This window comes from Prauserella muralis (genome assembly GCF_003202285.1).
GTDB classification, from domain to species: Bacteria; Actinomycetota; Actinomycetes; order Mycobacteriales; family Pseudonocardiaceae; genus Prauserella_B; species Prauserella_B muralis.
On record NZ_MASW01000001.1, the window covers coordinates 1,046,846 to 1,073,666 of the forward strand.

Sequence of the window (26,821 nt, forward strand, 5' to 3'; positions counted from 1 at the left end):
CGAGTCGGGCAGCGCACACGAGCACAGCCCCCGGGGCGCCCACAACGGGCCCCGGGGGCTGTGCCTTTCGCTGTCTCTCGCTGTTCTCCCGCTGCCGTTCGCGGTCGGGTGGCTCACGGCGAGCCGAGGAACGGCTCCAGCATCGCGCGGCGCTCGGCGGGCACGTACTCGGCGTAGTAGTCGTGGAGCGCGCGCCGGGCGAGCAGGCACGCGCGCTCGCCCTCGCCGTCGCGCACCGCGGCCAGCATCTCCGCGTGATGAGCCACGGTCTTGCGTTTCACCGCCCTGCGGTCGTCCGCGTGGGCGAGCTTGTCCTCGATGAGCTCCAGCGCCACGTCCCGTACGACCTCGGCGCAGGCCACCACGAGCGGGTTCTGGGTGGCGTGGGCGACCGCGTCGTGGAAGGCCAGGTCGGCCTCGCCGAAGGCGGCATCGTCACCCTCGCCGCCGTCGACGTGCCTGCGCATCGCCTCCAGCGCGTCGGTCATCCGCTCCAGCTGCTCGGCCGTGCGCAGGTGCGCGGCCAGCAGATACGCCGAACCCTCCAGCAGCATCCGGAACTGCAGCAGCTCGGCCAGCCCCATGTGCTCGGCGCGCGCGAGCCGGTGGATCGACTTGCGCAGCGTCGCGGGCGAGGGAGCCAGCACCTCGGGGCCGCGCGGATCGCCGGGCCGCGAGCGGACCACGCCACCTGCCTGCAACACGCGCAGGGCCTCCCGCACCGTCGAACGGCTGACCCCGAACTGCGTCATCAGCTCGCGTTCGCTCGGCAGCCGCTCGCCCGGCACCAGTCGTCCGGTGAGCACGGCGTGCTCCACCTGCTCCACAACCCGTTCGTAGGCCCGGACCGCGGTCACCGGTTCGAACTTCACAGGGTCTTCGTCCACCGCGGAACCTCTTGACGGAGCGGGCACCGAGTGCCAGCCTAGGCTACTGGTCCGACCAGCATACCCGGAGTGTGGCATGAGGGCACGGTGGCTCGCGGCGGCGATCGCGATGATCCTCACGGTGCCGGCCTGCTCGGCGGGCTCCACCGCGAGCGTCGGTGGTGGGGCTGCCGACGAGTCCACCCTCGCCGTCGGCTTCACCGCCGAGCCGCAGAACTTCGACTTCACCACCACCGACGGTGCCGCGATCCCGCAGGCGCTGCTCTACAACGTCTACGAGGGTCTGGTGAAGCTCGACGGGCGCGGTGAGATCGTGCCGCTGCTCGCGGAGTCCTGGACGGTCAGCCCCGACCGCACCAGCTACGACTTCCGGCTGCGGACCGGCGTGCGATTCAGCAACGGCGCGCCGTTCACCGCCGAGGACGTGAAGTTCTCGATCGAGCGGGTCAAGACCGACTGGACGATCTCGCTGAAGTCGGCGATGGACGTCGTGGAACGTGTCGAGGTCGTCGATCCCGCACGGGTGCGGGTGGTGCTGAGCAGGCCCAGCAACTCGTGGCTGTTCAGCATGACCGGCCGGGTGGGCGCGATGTTCAGCCGCAGCGGCGTCGCCGACCTGGCCAACGAGCCGATCGGCACCGGGCCGTACGAGGTGGCGAGCCGCCGCAGGGGCGACTCGATCGTGCTCACCGAGAACCCGGGCTACTGGGGCCGCAGGCCCGACTACCGCACGGTGGTGCTCAAGTACTACGACGACGCCACCGCGCTCAACAACGCCCTGCTCAGCAACGGCATCGACGTCATCTCCCAGATCACCGCACCGGACTCGGTTCCGCAGTTCGAGGCGGACACGCGGTTCCACGTCGTCCAGGGCACCACCAACGGCGAGGTCGTGCTCGCCTACAACAACGACCGGCCCGCTCTGCGGGACGCTCGGGTGCGCAGGGCGCTGACGCTGGCCATCGACCGCAGGGCACTCCTGGAGGCCACCTGGGCCGGTCGCGGCACGCTCATCGGCAGCATGGTGCCGCCCACCGACCCCTGGTACGAGGACCTCTCCGGCTACTACCCCCACGACCCCGAGCGGGCCCGCGCGCTGCTGGCCGAGGCGGGCGTGCGGGAGCTGAACCTGCGGCTACGGGTGCCCAACCTGCCCTACGCCGTGTCGGCGGCCCAGGTGGTGGCCTCCGACCTGAGCCGCATCGGCGTGCGCGTCACCATCCAGCCGCTCGACTTCCCGGCCGTGTGGCTGCAGCAGGTGTTCACCGACCACGACTACGACCTCTCGATCGTCTCCCACGTCGAGGCGCGCGACATCACGACGTTCGGCGACCCGGACTACTACTGGGGCTACGACAGCGCGCGGGTGCGCCGCCTGCTGGAGCGTGCCGACGTCGGCACGCGGGAGCAGCAGCTCGCCGACATGCGTGCCGTCGCCCGCACCCTCACCGCGGACGCCGCCGCCAACTGGCTGTTCCTCGCTCCGAACATCGTGGTCGCGCGCACCGAGGTCACCGGCTTCGTCCGCAACCAGGTCAGCGAGTCGTTCGATCTGACAGGCCTGCGGAGGGCCGAGGGATGACGCTCGCGATCGTGCGCCGCACGGCCATCCTGCTCGCCGGGGTGCTCGCCGCCTCGATCGTCGTGTTCGCCTTCCTCGCCGTGTTGCCCGGCGACTCGGCGCAGGTCGCGCTCGGCGTCAACGCCACACCGGAGCTGGTCGAACGCACCCGGCAGGAGTTCGGCCTCGACCGTCCACTCGTCGCCCAGTACCTCGACTGGATGGGCGGGGTCCTGCACGGCGACTTCGGCGTCTCGTACGTGACCCGGGAGCCGATCGGCCCGCAGCTGCTCGACCGCCTGGGTGTCACGCTGTGGCTCGTCGGCGCGGGCATGCTCGTGGCACTCGTCATCGCCGTGCCGCTGGGCACGGTCGCGGCGGTGCGGCACCGCAAACCCAGCGGCGCGCTCGTGTCCGGCCTGGCGCAGCTCGGCGTCGCGGTTCCGGCGTTTCTGGCCGGGATGATCCTCGTGCAGGTGTTCGCGGTGCGGCTGGGCTGGCTGCCCTCCGGCGGGTGGACGCCGCCCGCGCACGATCCGGTGGAGTGGCTGCGCGGGCTGATCCTGCCCGCCGCCTCGCTCGGCCTCGTCCAGGGCGCGGTGCTCACCCGGTACGTGCGCACCGCCGTGCTCGACGTCCAGCGCGAGGACTACCTGCGCACCGCCCGCGCCAAGGGGCTGCGGCCGTATCCGGCGCTGTTGCGGCACGGCCTGCGCAACGCCGCGGTGCCGGTGGTGACGGTGCTCGGCCTCCAGCTGGCGACGCTGCTCGTCGGCGCCGTGGTGGTGGAGCGCGTGTTCGTGCTGCCCGGCCTTGGCAGCATGCTCGTCGACGCCGTCGCCGCGCGGGACCTGCTCACCGTGCAGGGCATCGTGCTGGTGCTCGTGGTCGGCGTGCTCCTGGTGAACTTCGTGGTGGACGTGTTGTACACGCTGCTCGACCCACGCCTGCGGAGGTCGTGATGGCCCGCACCGTCAATCTCGTCGCGGGGGCCGTGCTCGTCGGGCTCGTCGTGCTGGTGGCGCTCGTGTCGTTCGCGTGGACGCCGCACGATCCGCTGCTGGTGGACGCGAGCCTGCGGCTGTCGGGACCCACCGCCGAGTACGTGCTGGGCACCGACCGGTTCGGCCGCGACGTCGCGAGCCAGCTCATGGTCGGGGCGCGGACCACGCTCTACGTCGGGGTGGTGGCGGTGGGCATCGCCGCACTCGCAGGCACACCGCTCGGCATCGTCGCCGGTATGCGCGGCGGCTGGCTCGACGAGCTCATCATGCGGGTCAACGATCTCGTGCTCGCGTTTCCCGCGCTGCTGCTGGCGATCATGCTCGGCGCGGTCTACGGCGCGAGCACGCTCACCGCGATGGTGGCGATCGGGGTGGCGACGGTGCCGTCGTTCGCGCGGGTCGCCCGCGCAGGGACCCTGCAGGTGATGAGCACCGAGTACGTGCTCGCCGCGCGGGCGGGCGGGCGTTCGCGCGCGTGGATCGCGGGGCGGCACGTGCTGCCGAACATCTCCGGGCTCGTGCTGGTGCAGTCGTCGGTGTCGTTCGCGATCGCCGTGCTGGCGGAGGCGGCGCTGTCGTTCCTCGGCTTCGGCACCGCGCCACCCACGCCGTCGTGGGGCCGGATGCTGCAGGAGTCGCAGGAACTGCTCGCCGTGGAGCCGAGGCTCGCGCTGATCCCCGGCGCGGCCATCGCGCTGGCCGTGCTGGGCTTCAACCTGCTCGGCGACGGCCTGCGCGACCGCTTCGACCCCCGGCTGGAGGTGCGCCGATGAGTGCTCTGCTCACTGTGGACGGTCTGCGCCTGACGACAGGGCCGAGCACGCTCGTGGACGACGTGTCGTTCCACATCGGACCAGGCGAGCGGGTGGGCCTCATCGGCGCGTCGGGCTCGGGCAAGTCGCTCACCGCCTCGGCGATCATGGGGCTGCTGCCCGAGGAGATCACCGCGTCCGGCTCCGTGCGGCTCGATGGGCGGCAACTGCTCGGCGCGCCGGAGCGGCAGCTCTCCCGGCTGCGTGGCAAGGACATCGCGATGGTGTTCCAGGAGCCCATGACGGCGCTGAACCCGGCGATGCGCGTCGGCAGGCAGGTGGCGGAGGCCATGCGGCTGCACCGCCGCATCGACCGCGGGGCCGCCCTGGCCGCCGCGGTCGAGTTGCTCGACCGGGTGCGGCTGCCCGAGCCGGAGCGCATCGCGCGGGCCTATCCGCACCAGCTCTCCGGCGGGCAGCGGCAGCGGGTCGTGCTCGCCATCGCGCTGGCGAACGACCCGGCGCTGCTCATCTGCGACGAGCCGACCACGGCGCTGGACGTCACGGTGCAGGCCCGCATCCTGGACCTCATCCTCGCCGGAGTGGGCGAGCAGGGCGGCGCGCTGTTGTTCATCACCCACGATCTGGCCGTGGTGGCGTCGGTGTGCGAGCGCGTGCTCGTGCTCGAACAGGGGCGCATCGTCGAGTCCGGCCCGGTGCGGCAGGTGCTCGGTGCGCCGCGGCACGAGTACACGAAGCGGCTGCTCGCGGCGTCCACACTGGAGGCGTCGTGAGCGACAATCCGCGAAGCCATGCTCACGAGAGCCGACCGGGTGCGGGTGTCCCGCAGAACACTGGAGGCGTCGTGAGCGACAATCCGCGAAGCGAATCGGTGGTCTCGGTTCGGGACCTGTGGCGCACCTACCGGCGGCCGCGCACCTCGCTGTTCGGGCCGCGGCCCGAGGTGCACGCGCTGCGGGGCGTCTCGTTCGACGTCGCACGGGGCAGCCGGTTCGGCATCGTCGGCGAGTCCGGCTCGGGAAAGTCCACTCTGGTCCGGCTGCTGGCGGGACTCGACCGGCCGAGCGCGGGCGAGATCTCCTTCGACGGCAGGCGAATCGACACGCTGCCCGAACGGCGGCTCGGCTTCCTGCGTTCGCGGCTGCAGGTCGTGTTCCAGGACCCGATGGGTTCGCTCGACCCGAGGATGCGGGTCCGCGACATCATCAGCGAGCCCCTCGGCAGGCAACCGGGTCGCTTCGAGCGCGTGCGGGAGCTGCTGGAGGCGGTGGACCTGCCCGCCGACGCGGGACGGCGCTATCCGCACCAGTTCTCCGGCGGCCAGCGGCAGCGCATCTCCATCGCCAGGGCCCTGGCTCCGCGGCCAGGGGTGCTCGTCGCGGACGAGCCGGTGAGCGCGCTGGACGTGCTCGTGCGCGCGCAGATCCTCGACCTGCTGGCCGATCTCGTCGAGCGGTACGCGCTGACGATGGTGTTCGTCTCGCACGACCTGGCCGTGGTGCGGCACGTGTGCGACACCGTGGCCGTGATGCGCCAGGGAGAGATCGTCGAGCAGGGGCCGGTGCGGGACGTCTACGGCGAGCCCCGGCACCCGTACACGCGGGAGTTGATCGCGGCGGCGCCGAGCCTGTCCGCCGCGCTGTCCGGACCAGAGGAGGGCTGAGGCATGGACTACGAGAAGCTGTTCCGCCTGGACGGCCAGCGCGCCGTCGTGCTGGGCGCGGGCGGCGGAATCGGCAGGGAGGCCGCGCGGGCGCTCGCCGCGCAGGGGGCCCACGTCGTCTGCGCGGACCGCGACACCGCGGCCGCCGGGGAGACGGCGAGCCTGGCAGGGGCCTCCGCCGAGGCCTACGAGATCGACCTGCTCGACCAGGACGCCGTGCACCGGGCAGCGCGGGAACTGGGCGAGCTGGACACGGTCGTGCTCACCGCGGCGGCGAACGTGCGCAAGCGGCTGCTCGACTACAGCCGCGAGGAGTTCGACCGCGTGCTGGCGCTGAACCTCGGGGCCACGTTCGAGACGCTGCGCGCGTTCGGCAAGGGCATGACCGAGCGCGGGCGCGGCAGCATCACGGTGTTCTCGTCCATCCGCAGTCTCCTCGTGGAGCCGGGCCAGGGGCCGTACGCGGCGACGAAGGCGGGCATCGTGCAGCTCGTGCGCACGGCCGCGGCCGAGTTCGGGCCGTCGGGGGTGCGGGTGAACGCCGTCGCGCCCGGTGTGGTGGAGACGCCGCTGACGGAACCCATCAAGGCCGACCCCGCGTGGTACCAGGCCTACGCGGACAAGAGCGCGCTCGGCCGGTGGGCGAAGGCCGGCGAGCTGGCCGGTGCGGTGGTGTACCTGTCCTCGCCCGCGGCGAGCTTCGTCACCGGCTCCGTGCTGTTCGTCGACGGCGGCTGGACGGCGGTGGACGGCCGGTACTCACCGCCCGGCGCGTGAGGGCGGCAGTGCCATGGCGGAGCTGACGGAGCTGACGGCGACCGAGCTGGTGGCCGGGTACCGCGCGGGCACGCTGTGCCCCGTGGAGGTTACCGAGGCCGTCCTCGCCAGGATCGAGCGGCTGGAACCCATGCTGTCCGCTCTCTACGCGCCCGACGCCGAGGTCGCCAGGGCGGCGGCCCGCGCGTCGCGGCGGCGGTGGCAGTCCGGGGAGCCGCTCGGGCCGCTCGACGGCATCCCGGTGACGCTCAAGGAGAACATCGCCACCCGGGGCACGCCGACGCCGCTCGGCACGGCGGCCACCGAGCTCACCCCTGCCGCGGAGGACGCACCCGCGGCGGCGCGGGTACGCGAGTGTGGCGGCGTGCTGCTGGGCAAGACGACCATGCCCGACTACGGGATGCTCACGTCCGGCCTTTCGAGCTTCCACACCGCCACCCGCAACCCGTGGGACCGCGCGTGCACGCCCGGCGGATCGAGTGCGGGCGCCGCCGCGGCGGCCGTCGCCGGATACGGGCCACTGCACGCGGGCACCGACATCGGCGGCTCCATCCGGCTGCCCGCGGGCTGGTGCGGGATCGTCGGGTTCAAGCCGAGCTTCGGCCGCGTGCCGGTGTTCCCGCCCTATCCCGGCCGGGTGGCGGGGCCGATGACCAGGACCGTCGCCGACGCGGCGCTGTTCATGAGCGTGCTCGCGCTGCCCGACGCGCGCGACCACCTGTGCCTGCCGTTCGAGGAGATTCCCTGGCTGGACGTGGAGCGCGACCCCGCGGGGCTGCGCGTGGGCGTGCAGCTCGATGCGGGGGTGGGGCTGGCCGTCGACGGGGAGATCCGCGCGGCGGTGGAGGACGCGGCGCGGCGGTTCGAGGCCGTGGGCGCGTTCGTGGAACCCGTGCCGCCGTTTCTCACCAGGGAGATGCTCGACGGGCTCGACCGGTTCTGGCGGGCACGTTTCGCCGTCGAGTTCGCGGAGCTGCCGGCGGAGCGCCGCGCGCGGATCCTGCCCTACATCGCCGAGTGGGTGGCCGGGGGAGCGGGGCTGACCGGCGAGCAGGTGTACTCGGGCTTCGCGCAGATCGACGCGATGGCGGTCGCCGCGCTGCGGGCCACCGGCGGCTTCGACGTCGTGCTCGCACCGACGTGCCCCGTGCGGGCGCCCGCGTTCGACCAGCCGTCGCCGACCGGGGACCCGGCGCGGCCGTTCGAGCACATCGCGTTCACGGTGCCGTACAACATGTCCGGCCAGCCCGCCGTGTCGCTGAACTGCGGCTACACCGCCGACGGCATGCCGATCGGCCTGCAGATCTCGGGCCGCCGCTTCGCCGACCTCGCCGTGCTGCGCGCGGCGGCGGCGTTCGAACGCCTCCGCCCTCCCCAGCGCCCCTGCCCGCTCTGACCCGCGAGTCCTGCGCTCAGGCCCGCGAGTCCTGCGCTCAGGCCCGCGAGTTCTGCATTCGGGCCCGCGAGTTCTGCGTTGGCGTGGCCAGCTCGGCCAGCCGCGTGTAGGAGTCGAGCATGCGCTCGCGGTCGTAGGTGCTCATCGTGACCAGCAGCTCGTCGGCCTCCGTGCGGGAGACCAGGGTGGCCAGCTCGCCGGCCACCTCCTTGGCGGTGCCGTGGATCTGTCCCCGCAGCGACTCCTGCAGCAGCCGGGCCTCGCGCGGCGTGGGCTCGGGCAGCTCGCCGGGCGGGCGCAGCGGTGGGAACACGCCCCTGGTGCGGGCGTGCACCATCGACCACGCCTCGGGCAGCAGCAGCTCGCGTGCCTCGGCTGTCGTGTCCGCCACGGCGACGGCGCTGGACACCACGACGTACGGGCGGGGCCACAGTGCCGACGGCCGGAACCGGGCGCGGTAGCCCGCGATCCGCTCGGCCGCCTTGCCGAGCCCGCCGATCGGGGCGATGACCAGCGCCAGGCCCAGCTCGGCTGCGAGGTCGGCGCCCGCGCCGGTGGCGAGCACGAAGGCGGGCACCCGCAGGCCCTCGGCCGGGATGCCATGCACGCCGGGATGCACCCGCTGCTCGCCGGTGAAGTAGCCGAGCAGCTCGCGGATCTGGTCGCCGAACCGGTCGGCGGCGTCCTTGTCGTGCCCGAGCGCGCCCCGCACACCCGCGGTGAAGCCGACGGAACGGCCGAGCCCCAGGTCGATCCGGCCGGGGTAGAGCGCCTCCAGCACGCCGAACTGCTCGGCGACCACGAGCGGCTGGTGGTTGGGCAGCATCACGCCGCCGGTGCCGACGCGCATGCGGGAGGTGGCACCGGCGACGGCGGAGGCGAGCACGGTCGGCGCCGATCCGGCGACACCCGGCACGCTGTGGTGCTCCGACACCCAGAACCGGTGGTAACCGAGCTCCTCCGCCTGCCGGGCGAAGCGCACGGTGTCGCGCAGCGCCGCGGCGGGCTCCTGGCCCACCCGGGTGCTCGAGCGGTCGAGAACGGAAAGCGGAACCGGCACCGGCTGCGTGCTCACGTCCAGTGCAACGCGGCCACGGAGCCGAAATTCCGGGCCACCTACTCGGGAGCAGGCAGGAGTGTAGCGCTATTGCGCTTCGATCGCGCCCGGGCCGAGGGCCGGGCGGTGGTCACCGAGAATGTGGCCGACTTCGCCTCTGAGCGCGACGTGGTCCTGGTGTTCGTGCCGAAGCGGAACCTGCCCGCGGGAGGTGCGCAGGCCAAAGCGCTGGCGAACTTCTCGATGGCTGGGTCCGGGCGAACCCAAGGCCGTACCTGGGCGCCCACTGGCCACGGCACCGCTGACTCCCCGGGCCGCCGCATCACTCCCGCACCGGGCGCTCCAGCAGCCTGCGCCCGAACGAGCGCCACGCGAACACCGTCAGCACTGTCATTACCGCCGCCGAGCACCAGAACGGAGCCGTGATGCCGAACGTGTCCGCCAGCGGCCCGCTGACCAGGCTGCCGATCGCCGCGCCACCCACGCTGAACAGCAGGTACACGCTGTTGACCCGGCCGCGCAGGTGGTCGGGCACCACGCGCTGCCGCCACGTCGTCGCCACGACGCCCCAGAGCGAGCCGTGCACGCCGAAGACGACGAGCGTCACGGCGGCGACCCACGGCACCTCGGCGAGCGCGAGGAAGACGTGCGTCAGCGTCTCGATCACCAGGCCGGTGCGCAGCAGCACCGAGTCGGGGAACCGCGCCTGCAGCCTGCTCGCCACCATCGCGCCCAGCAGGCTGCCCGCCGCCATCGCCGCGAGCAGCAGGCCGTAGCCCACCGCGTCCGTGCCCAGCCGCTGCCGGGCATAGAGCACCAGGATCGCGAACGCCGCCAGCATCGTGACGTTCATCAGGCACATGGAGGTCGCCAGCATCCGCAGCACCTGATGCCGCCACAGCCAGCGCAGGCCCTCCCCGATCTCGGCCCGCAGGGGCCGCCGCTCCGCCTTGACCGGCGGTACCCGGCGCACCATCGCCAGGATCGGCGCGGCCAGCAGGAACGCCACGGCGTTCAGCCCGAACGGCGCGGCCTCGGCGACCGTGAACAGGGCCGCGCCCAACGGCGGCGCCGCGAACTGGTTCACCACCGAGTGCAGGGCGATCAGGCGCGCGTTGGCCCTCGGCAGCGCCGCGTCGTCCACGATCATCGGCACCAGCGTGGTCGAGGCGTTGTCCGCCAGTGTCTCCGCCGTGCCCAGCAGGAAGAACGCCACGTAGACCACGGCGATCGTGGCCGCGCCCGACCACACCACCACGGCCAGCCCACCGATGACGAGCCCCCGCAGCACGTTGACCGCCACGAGCAGCCGCCGCCGGTCCAGCCGGTCCACATAGGCACCGCTGACCAGTGAGAACAGCAGCCACGGGAGGAACTGCACGAACGCGGCGCCGCCGACCAGTGTCGGGTCGTCGGTGAGCGAGGCCACCAGCAGCGGGCCGGCGGCGATGCCGACCCCGTCGGCGACGTTGGTGAACGCGTTGGCGCTCCACAGGGTCGCGAAGTCGCGGCCCAGCCGCGGCCGGGCCGCGGCCGAGCCACCACGAACCCCCATGACCCCCACGAGCCGGTGACGCTAGCCAGCGCCACCCTGCGGGGCAACCGAGTTTCAGGCCTGCCCGATGGCCTCGGCGAGGCCGAGGATGCGGCGCGCGTTCTCGACGTGCAGGTTCTCGATCATGCGGCCGTCGACGGTCACCACGCCCTGCCCGGCCCGGGTGGCCTCCTCGAACGCCGAGATGATGCGGCGCGCGTAGGCGACCTCACCCTCGGAGGGCGCGAACACCCGGTTGCACGGCTCGATCTGCGCGGGATGGATCAGCGTCTTGCCGTCGAAGCCGAACTGCCTGCCCTGCACGCACTCGGCCTCGAAGCCCTCGATGTCCTTCACGTCGTTGTAGACGCCGTCGAGGATCACCTTGCCGGTGGCGCGAGCGGCCAGCAGGCACAGCGACAACCCGCCCAGCAGCGGCGCCCTGCCCGGCACGAACTCGGCGTGCAGTTCCTTGGCGAGGTCGTTGGTGCCCATCACCAGCGCGGTGAGCCGCTCGCTCGCCGCCGCGATCTCCTCGGCGTGCAGCATCGCCACCGGCGTCTCGACCATCGCCCAGATCGTCGTGTGCTCCGGTGCGCCGCCGAGTTCCAGCGCGCGCTCGATGTTGTGCACCTCGCGCGCCGAGTTGACCTTCGGGACCACCACGGCGGCGGGTCCTGCCTGCGCGGCCGCGCGCAGGTCGGCGTCGTGCCACTCGGTGTCCAGCCCGTTGACCCGGATGGTCACCTCACGGGAGCCGTACTCGCCGGAGGCCGCCGCCGCGCACACGCGCTCCCGTGCCGCCTCCTTCGCGTCCGGAGCCACGGCATCCTCGAGATCGAGGATCAGCGCGTCGGCGGGCAGCGTCTTCGCCTTCTCCAGGGCCCGCTCGTTCGCGCCGGGCATGTACAGCACGGAGCGGCGCGGCTTCACGACAGCACCTCCTTCGTGGCCGCGTCGTAGGCCTCGGCCAGCTCGGGGTCATTCGCGGCGAGCGCGTCGGCCAGCTCCGCCACGACGCGGCACTGCTTGACGGACGCGTCGTCCTGCATCTTCCCGTCGATCATCACCGCGCCCGTGCCGTCGCCCATCGCGGCGATGACCTTACGGGCCCACGCCACGTCCTCCGGGGCGGGCGAGAACACCTTCCTGGCGATGTCGATCTGCGCGGGGTGCAGGCTCCACGCACCCACGCAGCCGAGCAGGAACGCGTTGCGGAACTGGTCCTCGCACGCGACGACGTCGCGGATGTCGCCGAACGGCCCGTAGTACGGCAGGATGCCGTGCAGCACGCACGCGTCGACCATGCGCGCGACCGTGTAGTGCCACAGGTCCTGCTGGTAGGTGGTGCGCCCGGTGTGCAGGTCGTCACCGACCGGGTCGGTGCGCACCAGGTAGCCCGGATGCCCGCCGCCCACCCGCGTGGTCTTCATGCGGCGGCTGGCGGCCAGGTCCGCGGGGCCGAGCGAGATGCCCTGCATGCGCGGGCTCGCGCCGGCGATCTCCTCGACGTTGGCCACACCGCTCGCCGTCTCCAGGATCGCGTGCACCAGCAGCGGCCTGCCGAGCCCGGCGCGCGCCTCCAGCTGGGCGAGCAGGCGGTCGACGTAGTGGATGTCCTGGGCGCCCTCCACCTTGGGCACCATGACGACGTCGAGCCTGTCGCCGATCTCGGTGACGAGCGTGATGAGGTCGTCGAGCGCCCACGGCGAGTCGAGGCTGTTGATCCTGGTCCACAGCTGGGTGCCGCCGAAGTCGTTCGCCTTCGCGATCCGGACGAGGCCCTCGCGGGCGGCGACCTTGCGGTCGGCCTTGACGGCGTCCTCCAGGTTGCCGAGCAGGACGTCGACCTTCTTCGCGAGCTCGGGAACCTTGCCGGCCATCTTCTCGTTGCCCGGGTCGAAGAAGTGAATCATCCTCGACGGCAGCACCGGGATCTGCCGGACCGGTTCCGGTGCACCGACCGCGAGCGGTGCGAAGAAGTCCTTCGGCGAGCGCATCGATCCTCCAGAACAGGGTCAGTCGCCGCCAGACCCTATCCCGCGGGATCGGGCCGTGGCTGCGGCGCATGTCACCACGGTCGCACCTCGCCGGATGCGCCGCTCAGCCGCTTGTCACCCATCCGGCGGCACTGCCGGGCCGAAGTCCGATGACCGCCCACCGACCGATCACCGACCGTTCAGCGCCGTCGATCGCAGGTCCGCGGTTACCCCGCAGACCCCGCCCGTTCCCGCTGGTACTCAAGTCATGTGCCGCTTTCGAGTGGCACGGCGAGCACGTGCACGCACAACGCAGCAGAGGGAGGCGGACTTCGTGGCGGTAACACCTGGGCAGACCGCGCTGACGAGCGGTTCGAAAGGGACGCGGTCGACGCCGGCCCGCATGGTCCCGCCGATCGAGCTGCCGGCGAGCGCCGACGAGCTGGCGACCGAGGCCGTCGCGCAGCTCGGCTGGAGCGGCGCGCTGCTGCCCCGGCTGACGTTGTTCGGCCGCCGGGTGTACGTCGTCGCGCGGCTGCGGCCCGAGGCGCACGCCGAGCGCATCGCCACCGGCATCGGCCCGGTGACCGACAGGGCGAGCGTGTCCACCTGGGTCTGGCCGGAGATGGCCGACTCGGCGCCACCCGCCGCCGCGCAGATCGTCGGCGTGCTCGCCGTCGCCCGGCACTGGCGCACCGGCCTCGCCGCGACCGTGCCGTTCGCCCGCTACGGCGAGGCGGCCGTGGTGCTGCCCACCTCGGCGACCTTGTCCCACGACTACGTGGACAACTGCCTGCCGCGGGCGCGTGCGTACGGCCTCGCCGTGGTGACGGCCGACGAGAACGCCGTGGTGAACCTCGACCTGGAGGGCCGCACCGAACGGATCCTGCTCGGTGAGGACGCCGTGTCCCGCTGGGTCAACGAGATGGTCTACGAGCAGCTGGTGTCCCTGGACGTTCCTGCCGGGGCCGAGTAGTACCGGTACCGTCGCTTGCCATGCGAGTCGTGATCGCCGGAGGGCACGGGAAGATCGCGCTGCGGCTGGAGCAGCTGCTGGCGGCCAACGGTGACGAGGCGGTGGGCATCATCCGCAACGTCGACCACGCCACCGACCTGCGCGAGGTGAGCGCCGAGCCCGCTGTGCTGGACCTGGAGAACGCGACCGTCGACGAGGTCGCCGCCGTGCTGTCCGGCGCGGACGTCGCCGTCTTCGCCGCCGGGGCCGGTCCTGGCAGCGGCATCGCCCGCAAGGACACCGTCGACCGCGCCGCGGCCGTGCTGTTCGCCGAGGCCGCCGAGCGCGCCGGGGTCCGCCGGTACCTGCAGGTCAGCTCCATGGGCGCCGCGGGACCCATCGACGAGGCCGCGGTCGGTGAGGTGTTCGCCGCCTACCTGCGGGCGAAGGCCGCCGCCGAGGAGGACCTGCGCACGCGCGACCTCGACTGGACGATCCTGCGGCCGGGCAGGCTCACCGACGAGCCGGGCACCGGTTCGGTGCATCTGGCCGAGTCGGTGCCCAGGGCCGACGTGCCGCGCGACGACGTCGCCGCCGTGCTGCTGGAGCTGGCCGCCGACGCGGTGACCGCCGGGCGCACGCTGGAACTCACCAGTGGCAACACGCCCATCGAGGAAGCCATCGCTCGCCTCTAGGAGCTCACCGGGCCGAGGACGCGGTCCAGGTAGTCGTTGGTGAACACGCCGTTCGGATCCACCTCGGCGCGCACGCGCAGGAAGTCGTCGAAGCGCGGGTAGCGCTCCCGCAGTGCCGCCGCGTCCATGTCGTGCAGCTTGCCCCAGTGCGGCCTGCCGCCCGCCTCGCGGGCGATCCTGCCGAACGCGGCGAAGTACTCCTCGTACGGCATGCCGACGTACTGGTGCACGGCGACGTAGGCGGAGTCCTGCCCGTACGCGGTGGAGAGCCAGACGTCGTCGGCCGCCGCCACCCGGATCTCCGCCGGGAACGCGACCGGGTGCGGCAGGGTCGGCACCAGCGCACGCAGCTCGGCGAGCACACCGGGCAGAGCCTCCCGCGGCACCGCGTACTCCGACTCCACGAACCGCACGTCGCGGTGCGTGGCGAACACCCGGTGGGAGGCGTCGCTGTACTCGCGGGTGGAGATGGCGGCCGAGGCCAGCCGCCCGAGCGGCCGCACCAGCCGCGGCACCGCCCTGCCGAGCCTGCACAGCGTGCCGAACGCGACGTTCTCCAGCACCGCGTACTCCACGAACCGCCTGGCGTTCGACAGCGGCTGGGGCCGCGTGCCCGCCGGGAGCCGGTTGTTGCGCTTCACCAGCGCGTACTTGCCGTAGGGGAACCAGTAGAAGTCGACGTGGTCGTTGGTCTTGACGAGCTCGTCGAACTCCGCGAGCACCCGGTCCGTGGGCATGCGGCCCTCCTGGGCCGACAGCACGAACGACGGTTCGCAGCGCAGCGTCACCGTGCTGAGCACGCCGAGCGCGCCGAGCCCCACCCTGGCGGCGGCGAACAAGTCCGGCCGCAGCCGCGGGGAGCACGTCACGATGGATCCGTCGGCCAGGACGATCTCCAGCGCGGCGACCTGGGTGGCCAGCCCTCCGAAGCGCGCACCCGTGCCGTGCGTGCCGGTGGAGATGGCGCCGGCGATCGTCTGGGCGTCGATGTCACCGAGGTTCGTCATCGCCAGCCCGAGCACGTCGAGCGCGGCGTTGAGCTCGCGCAACGTGGTGCCCGAGCGGACGGTCACCAGCCCCGCCTCCACGTCGGCCGAGATGACGCCCTTCCAGGCGGTCAGGTCGATGGCATCGGAGGGCGCGACGGCGATGCCGGTGAAGGAGTGCCCGCTGCCGAGCGGGCGCACCCTGCGGCCGTCGACGGCGGCCCCGGTCACCACCTCGGCCAGCTCCGCCGCGTCGCGGGGCCGGTGCACCCGGCGTGGCCGGGCGCTCTCCGTTCCCGCCCAGTTCGTCCATGTTGTCAAGGCCGGCTCCCACCATCGGTGACGTTTCGCCACCATAAGTGAATAGCATTCGCGTTTCAACCGTTCTTGACGTACGGTAACGGCTGTGACCTCCGTGAACGCCGCGCCGTACGACGTCGCGACGAAGGATCTGGACCCGCCGCTGGCGATCGTCGACCTGGCCGCGTTCGACGCCAACGCCGACGACCTCGTGCACCGCGCGGCGGGCCGTCCGGTGCGGGTGGCGAGCAAGTCGGTGCGATGCAGGCACCTACTCGACCGTGTGCTCGCGCGGCCCGGGTTCGCCGGGCTGCTGTGCTACTCGCTGTCCGAGGCGGTGTGGCTGTACGAGCAGGGCACCAGCGACGACCTCGTCGTCGCCTACCCCACCGTCGACCACGACGCGCTGCGCAGGCTCGCCGCCGATGACGGTGCCCGCGCCGCGATCACGATCATGGTCGACTCGAGCGAGCACCTCGACGTCGTCGACGCCGCGCTGGGCGGGCATCACCCGCAGATCCGGGTCTGTCTCGAACTCGACGCGTCGTGGCGGCCGCTGCCCGGTGTGCATGTCGGCACCCGCCGCTCGCCGGTGTTCACCCCGGCCGAGGCGGCGGCCCTCGCCGGTGAGATCACCGCGCGGCCGGGCTTCCGGCTCGCGGGGCTGATGGCCTATGAGGGACAGATCGCCGGCGTGCCCGACGGTGCTCCCGGCCTGCGTGGCGGTGTGGTGCGCTGGATGCAGCGGCGCTCGGCGGCCGAACTGGCCCGCCGCAGGGCGGCGGCGGTGGCGGCCGTACGCCGGGTTGCCGACCTGGAGTTCGTCAACGGCGGCGGCACCGGCAGCCTGGAGACCACCAGCGCCGAGCGCGCCGTCACCGAGGTCACCGCCGGATCGGGGCTCATCGGGCCCGCGCTGTTCTCGCGGTACACGCGGTTCAGCCCGCGCCCTGCCGCGCTGTTCGCCCTTCCCGTGGTGCGCAGGCCCAACCGGACGATCGCCACGCTGTTCTCCGGCGGCTACGTCGCCTCCGGGCAGGCGGGGCCGTCGCGGCTGCCGACGCCGTACCTGCCCCCGGGCCTGCGGCTGCTCGGGGTGGAGGGGGCAGGTGAAGTGCAGACGCCGGTGACCGGGGCCGCCGCCCGAGACCTGCGCCTCGGTGACCGCGTGTGGTTCCGCCACGCCAAGGCAGGCGAACTCGCCGAGCGCTTCAGCCACTACCACCTGGTGAACGGTGACCGGGTGGAGAGCACGGTGCCGACGTATCGCGGCGAGGGCCAGTCGTTCGGCTGAGCCCGTCGGCGGCGTGCCGGCCCAACACGCGGTTCGTCCACACCTGGGGACAGCTGTGGACAAAGCCTGTGGACTACTCGCCGAACCGGCTGGCCAAATAGCCCTTGATCAGGGCTTTCGTCTCCGTCACGACCTCGGGGTCGCCCTGTGGATCGACCCGGAAGGCGAAGTTCAGCAGGCCGTCGGCCGCCTCGACCGCGATCGAGATGGGCAGGGTGACCTCTTCTGGCGACAAGTCGACATGCCGTGTCACGAGGTTGGCCAGGGAGTCGGTGATGACGCGGTTGTTGGTGCGCTGGTCGTCCAGCAGGCGCAGGTCCACCACGTCGCCGAAGTGCACCTTGGAAAATCCCGGAACCTCGCGGTGCATCTGCAGGTAGATGTCCAGCAGCGAGTCGACCACGTCCCACCAGTGCCGGTGGTCGAGCGTGCTCAGCCGCTCGCTCACGGCGGCAACGAACCGTTCGAGATTCCGCTGTGTCAGCGCCTGGACGACGGCGCGCTTGTCGGGGAAGAACTGGTAGAGCGAACCCACCGCGACGCCCGCCCGCTTGGCGATCAGCGTCGTGGTGAGGGCCTCGTAGCCCATCTCCTCCAGCAGTTCGGCGCTCGCGTCCAGCATCCGCTCGACACGCTTCGCGCTGCGCTGCTGGACGGGTTGCCGACGCAGTGGCGTCGTCTCGGCCTGGGTCGCGGCCTGCTTGTCGGACACGTCGTGCTCCTCGCTGTGCAGGTCAGCGACTTTATCGTGTCGACACCGCGCGTCACGGTCGAGTGAACACTTCGGACTCACCAGAGGCACAGGGCCGGAACATGGGAACCGCGGGCCGGTGCCGGTCGGGGGAGGGGGAGTGCAACGGCACCGGCCCGCGGAGCTTCGGGGCCGCGCTGTGGGCGCGGGATGGTGGGGCGGGGATGTCCACAGCTTGCGATATGCAATTGTGCGGCGACGATCTGATCATCAACCTAACGACGGATTACGCCGTTGGCTAGGGGTTACGTCACATTCCTTCGATTAATCGGGGAACAGTGGGGGACCGGGGAGACCGGCGGCCGGCTCATCGCGCTCGGGGGTACGGACGAACCGGCCGCCGGTCGGCGAGCGAACTCGCCGTCTTTCGGGGCCGCTACCGGGCGGGGATCATCCGGCGATGGCGTGCCGGGGAGTCGGCGGTGGGACCAGCGCGTGCCTGCCCGACTGCTGCTGGCGCGGCACCTGCTGGGACTCGGCCTGCGTGCCGTGGACCTGCTCCGTGGAACGGCGGCGCACCCTGCCCCGCGAGTCCTGCTGCGGAGCCAGCCCGCCTGCCACGAGGTGCTCGTGCGCCACCTGCCACACCGAGCACGGCGCCTTGCACCTGTGCCACCGGGTGGAGCACGTGGGGCAGTCGCCTCGCTCGTCGGGCTCGTGCGCCCGCAGCATCGCGCGCCAGCCCTCGGTCAGCCGGGGCAGCTCGGAGCGAGCGACGGAGACCAGGGACGGGGCGTCCGCGCGGTCCGCGAGGTCGGAGAGCATGTCGAGGCGTTCCCACACCGCATTGCGGAGTACTTGCCCGAGGATCTGATCCACCTGGAACTCACCGTTACCTTTCCGCCAGTTTGGCGGCTTCGTTGAGCGCGGCCCGCAGCTGGCCGAGCTGGCCTGCCGACAGTCGCGCCGTCTCGCCGGGGGGACCGACGAGAACCACTTCACCGTCGTCCACGAACACCGTCACGCAGCGCTCGCGACTGATGAGGTCACCGCACTGCACACGCCACACGACCTGTCCGCCCTCGTACCGGCGGGCGCTCGCGGCGCGCGGGTCCGTCGCCGACGCTGACGACAGGGGCTGGCGCGGCCTCTCGCCTACCGGGGGTCGGCGCACGGTGGTCGTGCCGGTCGCAGCACGGCCTGCTGTGATCGAGTGCACGAACTCCACGTCTTTCTCCGCTCTCTCCCGGGCGGCTCCGCGCCCCTGGGTCTCACGCTGTCTCAACGCTCGAGTCTTCGGTTGTTGGTCGCTCTCCGTGACTGCGGACCGTGTTCGTCCGGCCACGAAGGTCTGCGAACTACATTGCGACGAAAAGAACGGCGAAAGAAGCCTCGGTGGGCGTCATAGCGGCGACCGGCGCGAGTTCGACGTTAAACGGTCAAAGGAGTTCGGCCCGGCCGATCAGCTCCCACAAACAGCGTTTCGCGCGGTTGAATGGGGGTGCCTACGCTGCATACCGACGCCCGACAGGACTGTGGAGGCGCGCAGATGGATGCCAACGACGCGAAGCAGGGTCGCATCAATCCGGAGCTCTGGGAAGCACCGGAGATGCGCGACGCCCTCGCGGCGCGCAACGTCAGTGAGGTCTATCGGCAACTGCGCAAGCACGGCATCTCGCAGCGGCAGATCGCCGCGATGACCGGCCAGTCACAGTCCGAGGTCTCGGAGATCCTCAAGGGCAGGCAGGTCATGGCCTATGACGTGCTCGCGCGGATCTCCGAAGGCCTGGGCATCCCTCGTGGATTCATGGGCCTCGCCTACGACGAGGCCACGGAGATTCAGGTCGTCGGCGCGGCCGACGAGCAGCAGGCTGAGGAGGACGAGTCCGTGAAACGGCGGAAGTTCCTCGCGCACGCCGCACAGGTGACGATGGGGGCCGCGGTCTTCGGGCCGACCTCCAACGCCTGGGCGGCGAGTCCCGCAAGGACCCCCGCACCTGGACGGATCGGCATGACCGACGTCCGGCAGGTGGAAGCGGCAACCAGGGCGCTGCGCGCGCTCGACTACCAGTACGGCGGAGGGTTCTGTCGCGACGCCGTCGTCGCGCAGCTGTCGTGGGGACAGCAGATGCTCCAGGCCAGCGGCACGGAGCTGGTGAAGTCCCGGCTCTACGTGGCGCTGGCCGACCTGCACAGTCTCGCGGGCTGGACGTCGTTCGACATCGGGCTCATCGACTCCGCGCGCGGACACTTCGCCAACGCGCTGGACCTGGCCAAACAGGGCGAGAACCACCCGCTCGTGGCCAACATCCTGTACCGGATGGGCCGGGTGTACCTGCACCAGGAGGCGCCGAACGACGCGCTGAAACTGTTCCAGCTCGGCCAGATCGCGGCGCAGGAGTCCGGTTCCGAGCTGGCGGTGGCGGTGCTGTGCGCCAACGAGGCGTGGGCGTACGCGATGATGGGCAACGCCGAGCAGGCGGTGAAGCTGCTCAACCGGACCAGGGACGAGTTCTCGCGGGCCGACCTGGCCAACGCCGAGTCGTGGGTGCGGTTCTTCAACGAGACCGACGTCTACGCGATGATCGGCACGGTGCACACCGCGCTCGCGCAGTCGGCGGACAACGCGCACACCAGGTATGCCATCCCGGCCCTGAGCAAGGCCATCGACTCCTACGGCGACGACATGGCGAGGAGCAAGACGTTCAACCTGAGCATGCTCGCCACCAACCACATGATTGACGGCGACATCGACCACGGCGTCAAGGTCGGCGGCAAGGCGCTGGACTGCGCCGAGGGCCTCAAGTCGGCCCGCGTGGAGCAGCGCATGCGGCCGCTCAAGGACGAGGCCGTGCGGCGCAGCAACAACGCCGACGCCCGCGACTTCGTGGATCGCATGAACGCGTTCTTCGCGTGAGGTGACGGCGCGGCGGGAAGGCCGAGAGCGAGGAGGGGTCCCCTTCAGGGGCGCGGCGGCTGTGGACGGCCGGTTCACCAGGGACAAGCTCGACGAGGTGCTGGCGCAGACCTGCGCCCGCCTCGGGCTCGACGCCCGGGGCGCCGCGCTGCTGCGGTTCACCAACAACGCGGTGTACTCGCTGGCCCGCGACCCCGTCGTCGTGCGCATCGTGGGATCCCGTGCGCTGCGCCACCGCGCCCGCAAGGTGGTCGCGGTGGCGCGGCACTTCGCCGCTCACGACGTGCCCGCCATCCGGCTGCTGGACGGCGCCGCCCAGCCGCTGCACGTCGGCGAGCACGTCGTGACCGTGTGGGAACGCGTGCCCGACACCGGGCGGAGGGCGACGTCGGCGGAGCTGGCCCGGCTGCTGCGCCGGGTGCATGCTCTGCCTGCTCCGGACGGCGTAGGCGCGTGGTCGCCGCTCGCCGACGTGCGGGCCAGGGTCGCCGACGCCGAGGAACTGGACACCGACGACCGGCGCTTTCTGCTCCAGCGCTGTGACGAGGTGCAGAAGCGCCTGGAGACGGTGACGTTCGCCCTGCCCCGTGCGCTGGTGCACGGCGACGCACACCCCGGCAACGTCATCGTCGGCCCGGACGGGCCGGTGCTGTGCGACTTCGATTCGGCCTGCTCGGGCCCGCCGGAATGGGACCTGACGCCGCTCGCCGTGGGCCGGGAGCGCTTCGGTGACCCCTCGGCCTGGTACCGGGGGCTGGCGGAGACGTACGGCTTCGACGTGGTCCGCTGGGAGGGCTTCGAGGTGCTCCGCGCCGCCCGCGAGCTCAAGCTGACCACGAGCGTCCTGCCAATCCTGCGCAGCCATCCTTCGGTCCGGCACGAGCTGCACCGCAGGCTCGACGACCTTCGGGCGGGCCGCCAGCACACGCGCTGGGTCCGGTACCGCTGAACGGAGGAATGCGTGCCGCGGGACCGTTTCGTCCGGCGTGAACAACGGTCCGGAACGATTTTTCGGCGCATTCAGCGCTAAGAACTGACCGTTCGTCGTTTGCGGGTATTCCGGTGGCACTGCGTGACAATTTCGGTTGAACCGATCACCTCTGGCGAGCGAATCGTTGGTCCAACGTGCAAGTTGCGGACACCCTGTGTTAACGACCGGCGCTCAGGTGCTGGTGCCGCCCACGTCGCGCAGCCGTTGCGCCACCTCACCGGCCTCCGGCCTGCCCAGCTCGGTGAAGATCGGCAGCACCAGCTCGTACCGCCTCCTCGCCTCGTCGGCCCGCCCCTCCAGCTCGGCGACCTCGGCGAGCACCTGCATGGCGCGGGCCTGCTCGAACACCGAACCGTGCCGCCGCATGGCCTCCTCGGCGTCGGTCACGTGGCCGCGCGCCTCGGTGAAGCGCCCCTGATGGCCGAGGGCCCGCGCGAGATCGATGCGCGCCCTGGCCACGTTGTAGGCGTCGCCCTGCTCGGTGAGCAGCGACCTCGCCTCCTCCAGATGGCCGATCGCCTCGGCGGCACGTCCCGCTTTCGTCTCGGTGACGCCGAGGTTCACCAGCGCGAGCGCGACGTCGTGCTCGCGGCCCAGCTCCCGGGAGCGCCGCAGGTCGTCGGTGAACTCGCGCAGCGCGTCGCCGAGCCTGCCCTCCGCCAGCGCCACCAGGCCGAGGCCCTCGACGGACCTGATCGCGGCGGCCTGGTCGCCATCGGCGGGCAGCGTCTCCAGTGCTCCGCGGTAGTGCTCGATCGCCTCGGCGAACCGCCCTGCGCCCCGGCACGCGGCGCCACAGCGGTTGCGCATGATGGCCTCCGCGTACGCGTTGCCCCACTCGCGCGCACAGCGGGCGCCGAGCTGGCTGACCGTGAGGAAGTCGCGGTAGTGCTTGCGGAGCAGGAACAGCGGCCACATCGCGTCGCCGAGCTGCCAGGCCAGTCGCGGCAGCCCCAGCTGGGCCGCCGTCCGCATGGCCGAGAGCAGGTTCGTCCGCTCCCGTTCGAGCCAGTCCAGCGCCTCGCCGGTGGCCGGCAGCGACGACGGGTCCGGCCTGCGCTGGGTGTACTCGTAGCGAATCGGTTCCTGGTCGGGGGTCACCAGGTGCTCGGTGGAGCGGGCCGCGCGCAGGTACCACTCGAGGATGCGCAGCTGCGCGGCCTCGCGCTCGTCGGCGCTGTCGTGCCGCTCGGCCTTCTCGACGGCGTGCAGCCGCTGCAGGTCGTGGAAGACGTAACGGTCCTCGTCCGGCTCCGTGAGCATGCTCACCTCGACCAGCTCGTCGAGCAGCGGCACCGTGTCCGCCACGGGCAGGCCCGCCGCTGCCGCCGCCGCGCCGGTGCTGACCTCGGCGCCGGGATGCAGACCGAGCAGCCGGTACAGCCGGGCGGCCTCGGGCGGCAGCGCGTCGTAGGCGAGGTCGAACGTGGCCTGCACGGAGTCCTCCTCGTGCCGGGCCGACAGCACCGCGAGCCTGCGCCGTCCCACGCCGAGGTCCGCGGCGGTCCTGGCCAGCGAGGCACGGGGCTTCGTCGCGAGCCGCGCCGCCACCGAGCACAGCGCGATGGGCAGCCCCGCGGTGAGCCGGACGATCGTCGTGGCGTGTGCCCGCTCAGTATCCACCCGATCTTCGCCGAGCGCGGCGCGCAGCAGGGCGATTCCGTGCTCGGCCTGGAACGGCTCCAGCGACAGCAGGCGGGCGCCCTCGGCCACGGTCAGCCCGCCCAGCGAGCGCCTGCTGGTCACCACGACCAGGCTGCCCGGCGCGGCCGGGATCAGCGGCCGCACCTGCGCCTCGGAGTCGGCGTTGTCCAGCAGCACCAGCAGGGGCGTACGAGCGGTGAGGGTGCGGTACAGCGCGCCCTGCTCCTCGACGTCGAGCGGCACCCTGCTGCCCGGCACGCCGAGCGCCCGCAGGAACTGGCCCAGCAGCTCGCCGACGGCCACGGGCCCGGTCGGGTCGAACGCGCCGAGGCTGGCGTGCAGGTGCCCGCCGGGGAAGTCGTCCCGCAGGCCGTGCAGCCAGTGCAGCGCGAGCGCGGTCTTGCCGACCCCGCCCGGTCCGGTGATCAGCTGGACGGAGGGCCGGTCGCCGCCGTCGGCGGTGAGCACCCGGCGCAGCGTGTCCAGCTCGCCGACGCGGTTGGTGAACCTGGCGGGCGGCCGTTTGAGCTGCCGCGGCGCGGGCGGGCCCGCGCGATCCGGCTGCGCGCCCGCGTCGACGGTGACACCGGCGCCCCGCTGAAGGGGCACCGACGGATTGCTGGTCACGCGCGTGCCTCCTGCCCGAAAGGAAAACCGCGGTGATCATCGCTCACCGTGGTGGTGCCGATACGGCGGAAGCGGGGGAATTACGCCGTCCAGAGCAGTGGGTGACGGCGAACGGCGGTGCTCACGCGGCGGGAGCGCGGCTGAGGACGGCGGCGATGCCGAACGCCAGCGCCATCGCGGTGAGTTCGAGTGTGGCCCACTGCACCAGCGCGGTGCGCTCGTGCCGCACGATCCTCGGCAGCAGCCGCCACCGCAGGTACGCACCAAGTGCGCCGATCGCCGCGAGGCACGCGAGTTTGCCGAGCACCAGCCGCCCGTACGGGGTGCCGAACAGGCTCGTCCACACGTCCGTCGCCGGGTCGATCGCGAGCTGGACCAGCGCGTTGAACAGCCCCGTCGCCGCAGTGAGCAGCACGCTCACCGTCGCGAGGCGGGAGAACCGGGGCAGGGCGTGCGCGAGCAGGGTGCGGTTGGCGGCCAGCAGCACCACCATCGCGCCGAGCCCGCCCGTCCACGCCACGGCGGCGAGCACGTGCAGCTCGATCGAGACCATCGTGAGGTCGCTGAACGACCAGGTTCCCGCGTGCCCGGTGACCGGCAGCGGCAGCAGGGTGAACAGGCCGAGCCCGGCGCGCACCTCGGCGGGCACGCGCTCGCCGCGGCGCACGGCCAGCACGTTCAGCGCCGCCAGCGTGAGGGCGAGTGCGGCCACGATCAGCAGCGCCTTGCCCGCCGCCACGGTCCGGACGTACTCGCCGAGATCGGCGAAGGACACCGTGCCGGAGCCGGGCCGGTACTCGGCGGCCTGCAGCACGAGCGAGACGAGCGCCGCGACCGCCCACACGAGAGCGGCCGCCACCGCCACCGGCCTGCCGCGGGCGAGCACCGGCTCGCTGAGCCTGGGCCGGTCGTAGCCGGTGAGCACCGGCAGCAGGGCCAGCCCGATGGCGGTGGCGGCGGCGAGGTCGAGCACGACCCGGGTGACCGGGATCGCCACCGAGACCACCTCGCCCGCGTCCGTCACGCCGCTGACCGGCGCGGTCGCGCCGAGCGCGAGGCCGAGCAGCACCCCGGCCAGCGCCGCGGTGGCGACGCTGACCAGCGGGCCGATCGGGACGGGCGAGGTGGCCCCGGCCCGCGTCATGAGCGGGTGTCGTCCTGTCCCGAGCCCATGCGCAGGGCCACGGTGACGCCGATGCCCAGCAGGACGACCGCGCCGACGATCCACACCCACACCGGCACGCCGCCGGAGGAGCCCTCGTCGCTCGTGTCCTCGGCGGCGGGGGCCTGGGCCGTGCCTGTGGGCGGGGCCGCCTCCGACACGGCGGAGGACGGCGAGCCGGCAGCGGCGCCCGGCCCGGCCTTGGTGAGGGTGAACCGGATCTCCTCCGACACCGGGTGCCCGTCGGCGGACAGGATGCGGAACCCGATGACGTACTCGCCCGCGGGCCCGAGCGGGCGCAGCGGCGCGGTGACCACGTTGCGGTTCACCTCGATGCCGCCGCCGGCCCACTGGCCGCCGTCGGGCCCGGTCACCGCGACCTGGTTGACACCGGCGTCCTGCACCGGCTGGTCGAAGGTCAGGGTCACCGACTGCGGCGACTCGGCGAGGCGGGCGCCCTCGGCCGGGTCGGAGGAGATCAGCACGTTGTGCGCGGAGGCGGGGGCGGCGGCGCCGAACAGCGCCAGCACCGCCACCCCGGCGACGAGCAGGAGCCGCCTCACGCCGACGCCCGCTTCCGGGCACGCAGGGTGGCGCCCGCCCCGACGCCGAGACCGAGCGCTCCGACGGCGAGCCCGGCGCCGCCGAGCCAGCGCGCCGTGGTGTCACTGCCGCTCGCCTGCGTGCCGGGCTCGGCCTCGCTGTGTTCGGCGGCACCGGCGCCGTGGCCGTCTCCGGAGGGCTCGGCCAGCTCCACCACGGGAGCCGGGTGCTCGGGCTCCTCACCACCCGTGGCCGGCTGGTCCCAGTTGACCACGGTGCCGTCGGAGTAGGTCTGCGCCGCGGCGAGCGTCAGCGTGTCGGTGTTCTCCGGCATCGGCCCGGCCACGAACTCGAACTCCTGGTACGACGTGTGCCCGGCCGGGATCTCGTTGCCGGGACGCGCGGTCCAGGTGATCGCGGTGACGACGTCGCCCCTGGTGCTGATCTCGGCGTTCCAGCCGGGCACCGGCCGGGTGCGGGCGGAGGTGAGCTCGGTGCCCTCCGGAAAGGTCACCTTCAGCTTGGTAGTGCCCGCCTGCTCCTCCTCGTTCGGCACGCGCAGCACGATGGCGCCGTAGCCGCCCTTCTCCGGCTGGCTGCCGTAGACGTTGGCGGTGACGTGCGCCGAGGCGATCCCCGCACCGGCGAGCCCGGTTCCCGCGATCGCCGCCGTGAGCACGAGCGCACGGCGAATTCGTCGAGATGTCGACATATGAGTATTTCTCCTGAACAAGAGTCGTGAATGGAATGCGGGAGAGTTCAGGAGAGCGCGGGCGGGCCACGCCTGCGGTGCACGCGTCGGAGCAGCACGTCGACCACCGGCTCGCCACCGGCGGGCCGGACCACGGCCCGCCGCACCGCCGGTGCGCCGACCGGCGCGGGAGTCCAGGCGACCGGGAGCAGCAGGCGCAGCGCCGACACGGCCGTGAGCAGCATCGATTCGGCGTGCGCGAGCAACAGGGCCGTGCACGCGGTCGCCGCGACGTGGCTGGCGGTCATCGCAGGCCCGCCCGCCGCGTGGCCGGAGAGCTCCGCCAGCACGAGGTGGGTCACCAGCTGGGCACCGCCGAGGACGAGCAGGATGCCGGGCAGCCCCCTCGTCTTGTCGGCCGCGGCCGTCGACACCCAGCCGATCAACGCGGTGAGGACCACGGTGGTCGACAGGTGTGGCAGCTCACCGTCGGCCAGCGCGTGCGCGCTCACCGCCAGTGCGGCGGAGGCCAGGGACAGCAGGACGCCTCTGGCCTGGCGCAGCGCACCGCGGTCGGAGGGCCTCCTGCTCACCCGGCAAGGGTATGGGAGGCGGGCTGGGGCCGGTACGGCCGAGGGTGGGGACGCCGGCCGAATGCGGAATTTCCCACCATCCCGGACAGCCGTGGTTGCCG

Annotated in this window: 26 protein-coding genes; 12 read left to right on the top strand and 14 right to left on the bottom strand. The window is 72.4% G+C overall.

Annotation, left to right across the window (positions count from 1 at the left end; translation table 11 throughout):
- Positions 1–113: 113 nt before the first annotated feature.
- Complete coding sequence (locus BAY60_RS05955) at positions 114–872, bottom strand: FadR/GntR family transcriptional regulator (protein ID WP_112279774.1); 759 nt, start codon at positions 870–872, stop codon at positions 114–116.
- Between the two features lie 91 nt (positions 873–963).
- Between BAY60_RS05955 and BAY60_RS05960 the strand changes: the two genes are divergently transcribed.
- The 7 genes from BAY60_RS05960 to BAY60_RS05990 all read left to right on the top strand — a co-directional run bounded on the left by BAY60_RS05960 (position 964) and on the right by BAY60_RS05990 (position 8,061).
- The gene (locus BAY60_RS05960; RefSeq protein WP_112279775.1) at positions 964–2,469 is read left to right on the top strand and encodes an ABC transporter substrate-binding protein; all 1,506 of its coding nucleotides are present in this window, start codon (positions 964–966) and stop codon (positions 2,467–2,469) included.
- Entirely contained in the window at positions 2,466–3,410 is a 945-nt protein-coding gene (locus tag BAY60_RS05965) for an ABC transporter permease (RefSeq protein WP_112279776.1), read from the top strand. The genes BAY60_RS05960 and BAY60_RS05965 overlap by 4 nt, the downstream gene beginning before the upstream one ends.
- A complete protein-coding gene (locus BAY60_RS05970; protein WP_112279777.1) occupies positions 3,410–4,225 on the top strand; it encodes an ABC transporter permease in 816 nt (271 codons plus the stop codon). Before BAY60_RS05965 ends, BAY60_RS05970 begins: the two co-directional genes overlap by 1 nt.
- On the top strand, positions 4,222–4,998 hold the full coding sequence (locus BAY60_RS05975; RefSeq protein ID WP_112279778.1) for an ATP-binding cassette domain-containing protein: 777 nt from the start codon (positions 4,222–4,224) through the stop codon (positions 4,996–4,998). The genes BAY60_RS05970 and BAY60_RS05975 overlap by 4 nt, the downstream gene beginning before the upstream one ends.
- A gap of 98 nt (positions 4,999–5,096) precedes the next feature.
- Entirely contained in the window at positions 5,097–5,888 is a 792-nt protein-coding gene (locus BAY60_RS05980) for an ABC transporter ATP-binding protein (RefSeq protein ID WP_112280746.1), read from the top strand.
- Positions 5,889–5,891: 3 nt separating this feature from the next.
- Positions 5,892–6,665, top strand: coding sequence for an SDR family NAD(P)-dependent oxidoreductase (locus BAY60_RS05985; RefSeq protein WP_112279779.1), 774 nt, complete (start codon positions 5,892–5,894; stop codon positions 6,663–6,665).
- Positions 6,666–6,678: 13 nt separating this feature from the next.
- Positions 6,679–8,061 carry an amidase gene (locus BAY60_RS05990; protein ID WP_112279780.1) on the top strand — a complete coding sequence of 461 codons (1,383 nt, stop codon included), beginning with the start codon at positions 6,679–6,681 and terminating at the stop codon, positions 8,059–8,061.
- A 37-nt stretch (positions 8,062–8,098) separates the two neighbouring features.
- On the opposite strand, the gene BAY60_RS05995 is transcribed toward BAY60_RS05990, so the two are convergent.
- The 4 genes from BAY60_RS05995 to BAY60_RS06015 form a co-directional block, all read right to left on the bottom strand.
- Positions 8,099–9,136 carry an LLM class flavin-dependent oxidoreductase gene (locus BAY60_RS05995; RefSeq protein ID WP_112279781.1) on the bottom strand — a complete coding sequence of 346 codons (1,038 nt, stop codon included), beginning with the start codon at positions 9,134–9,136 and terminating at the stop codon, positions 8,099–8,101.
- Between the two features lie 304 nt (positions 9,137–9,440).
- Positions 9,441–10,673 (bottom strand): MFS transporter, encoded by a 1,233-nt coding sequence (locus tag BAY60_RS06005; RefSeq protein WP_112279782.1) that lies wholly within the window; start codon positions 10,671–10,673, stop codon positions 9,441–9,443.
- A gap of 54 nt (positions 10,674–10,727) precedes the next feature.
- A complete protein-coding gene (locus BAY60_RS06010) occupies positions 10,728–11,585 on the bottom strand; it encodes an HpcH/HpaI aldolase/citrate lyase family protein (RefSeq protein WP_170160310.1) in 858 nt (285 codons plus the stop codon).
- Entirely contained in the window at positions 11,582–12,652 is a 1,071-nt protein-coding gene (locus tag BAY60_RS06015; RefSeq protein WP_112279783.1) for an HpcH/HpaI aldolase/citrate lyase family protein, read from the bottom strand. The genes BAY60_RS06010 and BAY60_RS06015 overlap by 4 nt, the downstream gene beginning before the upstream one ends.
- Positions 12,653–12,965: 313 nt before the next feature.
- Between BAY60_RS06015 and BAY60_RS06020 the strand changes: the two genes are divergently transcribed.
- Together BAY60_RS06020 and BAY60_RS06025 are read left to right on the top strand one after the other, a co-directional pair.
- On the top strand, positions 12,966–13,607 hold the full coding sequence (locus tag BAY60_RS06020; protein WP_112279784.1) for a hypothetical protein: 642 nt from the start codon (positions 12,966–12,968) through the stop codon (positions 13,605–13,607).
- Positions 13,608–13,627: 20 nt separating this feature from the next.
- Complete coding sequence (locus BAY60_RS06025) at positions 13,628–14,281, top strand: NAD(P)H-binding protein (RefSeq protein ID WP_112279785.1); 654 nt, start codon at positions 13,628–13,630, stop codon at positions 14,279–14,281.
- On the opposite strand, the gene BAY60_RS06030 is transcribed toward BAY60_RS06025, so the two are convergent.
- A complete protein-coding gene (locus BAY60_RS06030) occupies positions 14,278–15,588 on the bottom strand; it encodes a D-arabinono-1,4-lactone oxidase (RefSeq protein WP_112279786.1) in 1,311 nt (436 codons plus the stop codon). The two genes, BAY60_RS06025 and BAY60_RS06030, sit on opposite strands and share 4 nt — an antisense overlap.
- 85 nt (positions 15,589–15,673) lie before the next feature.
- Between BAY60_RS06030 and BAY60_RS06035 the strand changes: the two genes are divergently transcribed.
- Positions 15,674–16,861: an amino acid deaminase/aldolase gene (locus BAY60_RS06035; protein ID WP_170160311.1), complete on the top strand. Its 1,188-nt coding sequence runs from the start codon at positions 15,674–15,676 to the stop codon at positions 16,859–16,861.
- Between the two features lie 73 nt (positions 16,862–16,934).
- Here the strand turns inward: BAY60_RS06035 and BAY60_RS06040 are convergent, their stop codons facing one another.
- The 3 genes from BAY60_RS06040 to BAY60_RS06050 all read right to left on the bottom strand — a co-directional run bounded on the left by BAY60_RS06040 (position 16,935) and on the right by BAY60_RS06050 (position 18,780).
- Positions 16,935–17,573 carry a TetR/AcrR family transcriptional regulator gene (locus BAY60_RS06040; protein ID WP_112279787.1) on the bottom strand — a complete coding sequence of 213 codons (639 nt, stop codon included), beginning with the start codon at positions 17,571–17,573 and terminating at the stop codon, positions 16,935–16,937.
- Positions 17,574–18,002: 429 nt separating this feature from the next.
- On the bottom strand, positions 18,003–18,431 hold the full coding sequence (locus BAY60_RS06045; protein ID WP_112279788.1) for a hypothetical protein: 429 nt from the start codon (positions 18,429–18,431) through the stop codon (positions 18,003–18,005).
- 13 nt (positions 18,432–18,444) lie between these two features.
- Complete coding sequence (locus BAY60_RS06050; protein ID WP_112279789.1) at positions 18,445–18,780, bottom strand: hypothetical protein; 336 nt, start codon at positions 18,778–18,780, stop codon at positions 18,445–18,447.
- Positions 18,781–19,101: 321 nt separating this feature from the next.
- On the opposite strand from BAY60_RS06050, the gene BAY60_RS06055 reads away from it, so the two are divergent.
- Positions 19,102–20,469 carry a helix-turn-helix transcriptional regulator gene (locus BAY60_RS06055; protein ID WP_112279790.1) on the top strand — a complete coding sequence of 456 codons (1,368 nt, stop codon included), beginning with the start codon at positions 19,102–19,104 and terminating at the stop codon, positions 20,467–20,469.
- Positions 20,470–20,530: 61 nt separating this feature from the next.
- Positions 20,531–21,418 (top strand): phosphotransferase enzyme family protein, encoded by an 888-nt coding sequence (locus BAY60_RS06060; protein WP_112279791.1) that lies wholly within the window; start codon positions 20,531–20,533, stop codon positions 21,416–21,418.
- Positions 21,419–21,631: 213 nt separating this feature from the next.
- Here the strand turns inward: BAY60_RS06060 and BAY60_RS06065 are convergent, their stop codons facing one another.
- From BAY60_RS06065 to BAY60_RS06085, 5 genes are all read right to left on the bottom strand, one after another.
- Positions 21,632–23,731: an ATP-binding protein gene (locus BAY60_RS06065; protein ID WP_245992345.1), complete on the bottom strand. Its 2,100-nt coding sequence runs from the start codon at positions 23,729–23,731 to the stop codon at positions 21,632–21,634.
- 121 nt (positions 23,732–23,852) lie between these two features.
- Positions 23,853–24,875, bottom strand: a complete 1,023-nt coding sequence (locus BAY60_RS06070) for a copper resistance D family protein (protein WP_112279792.1) — start codon at positions 24,873–24,875, stop codon at positions 23,853–23,855.
- Entirely contained in the window at positions 24,872–25,456 is a 585-nt protein-coding gene (locus BAY60_RS06075; RefSeq protein ID WP_112279793.1) for a copper resistance CopC family protein, read from the bottom strand. The genes BAY60_RS06070 and BAY60_RS06075 overlap by 4 nt, the downstream gene beginning before the upstream one ends.
- Positions 25,453–26,148, bottom strand: coding sequence for a YcnI family copper-binding membrane protein (locus BAY60_RS06080; protein WP_112279794.1), 696 nt, complete (start codon positions 26,146–26,148; stop codon positions 25,453–25,455). The genes BAY60_RS06075 and BAY60_RS06080 overlap by 4 nt, the downstream gene beginning before the upstream one ends.
- Positions 26,149–26,195: 47 nt before the next feature.
- Positions 26,196–26,720: a hypothetical protein gene (locus BAY60_RS06085; RefSeq protein ID WP_245992346.1), complete on the bottom strand. Its 525-nt coding sequence runs from the start codon at positions 26,718–26,720 to the stop codon at positions 26,196–26,198.
- Positions 26,721–26,821: the final 101 nt, after the last annotated feature.

Bases quoted from the DNA above. Each gene is read 5' to 3' on its own strand.
- BAY60_RS05960 (WP_112279775.1), top strand. From the start codon at position 964: ATGAGGGCACGGTGGCTCGCGGCGGCGATCGCGATGATCCTCACGGTG.
- BAY60_RS05965 (WP_112279776.1), top strand. From the start codon at position 2,466: ATGACGCTCGCGATCGTGCGCCGCACGGCCATCCTGCTCGCCGGGGTG.
- BAY60_RS06015 (WP_112279783.1), bottom strand. From the start codon at position 12,652: ATGCGCTCGCCGAAGGACTTCTTCGCACCGCTCGCGGTCGGTGCACCG.
- BAY60_RS06005 (WP_112279782.1), bottom strand. From the start codon at position 10,673: ATGGGGGTTCGTGGTGGCTCGGCCGCGGCCCGGCCGCGGCTGGGCCGC.
- BAY60_RS05970 (WP_112279777.1), top strand. From the start codon at position 3,410: ATGGCCCGCACCGTCAATCTCGTCGCGGGGGCCGTGCTCGTCGGGCTC.
- BAY60_RS06055 (WP_112279790.1), top strand. From the start codon at position 19,102: ATGGATGCCAACGACGCGAAGCAGGGTCGCATCAATCCGGAGCTCTGG.
- BAY60_RS06025 (WP_112279785.1), top strand. From the start codon at position 13,628: ATGCGAGTCGTGATCGCCGGAGGGCACGGGAAGATCGCGCTGCGGCTG.
- BAY60_RS05985 (WP_112279779.1), top strand. From the start codon at position 5,892: ATGGACTACGAGAAGCTGTTCCGCCTGGACGGCCAGCGCGCCGTCGTG.
- BAY60_RS05990 (WP_112279780.1), top strand. From the start codon at position 6,679: ATGGCGGAGCTGACGGAGCTGACGGCGACCGAGCTGGTGGCCGGGTAC.
- BAY60_RS05975 (WP_112279778.1), top strand. From the start codon at position 4,222: ATGAGTGCTCTGCTCACTGTGGACGGTCTGCGCCTGACGACAGGGCCG.
- BAY60_RS06070 (WP_112279792.1), bottom strand. From the start codon at position 24,875: ATGACGCGGGCCGGGGCCACCTCGCCCGTCCCGATCGGCCCGCTGGTC.
- BAY60_RS06080 (WP_112279794.1), bottom strand. From the start codon at position 26,148: ATGTCGACATCTCGACGAATTCGCCGTGCGCTCGTGCTCACGGCGGCG.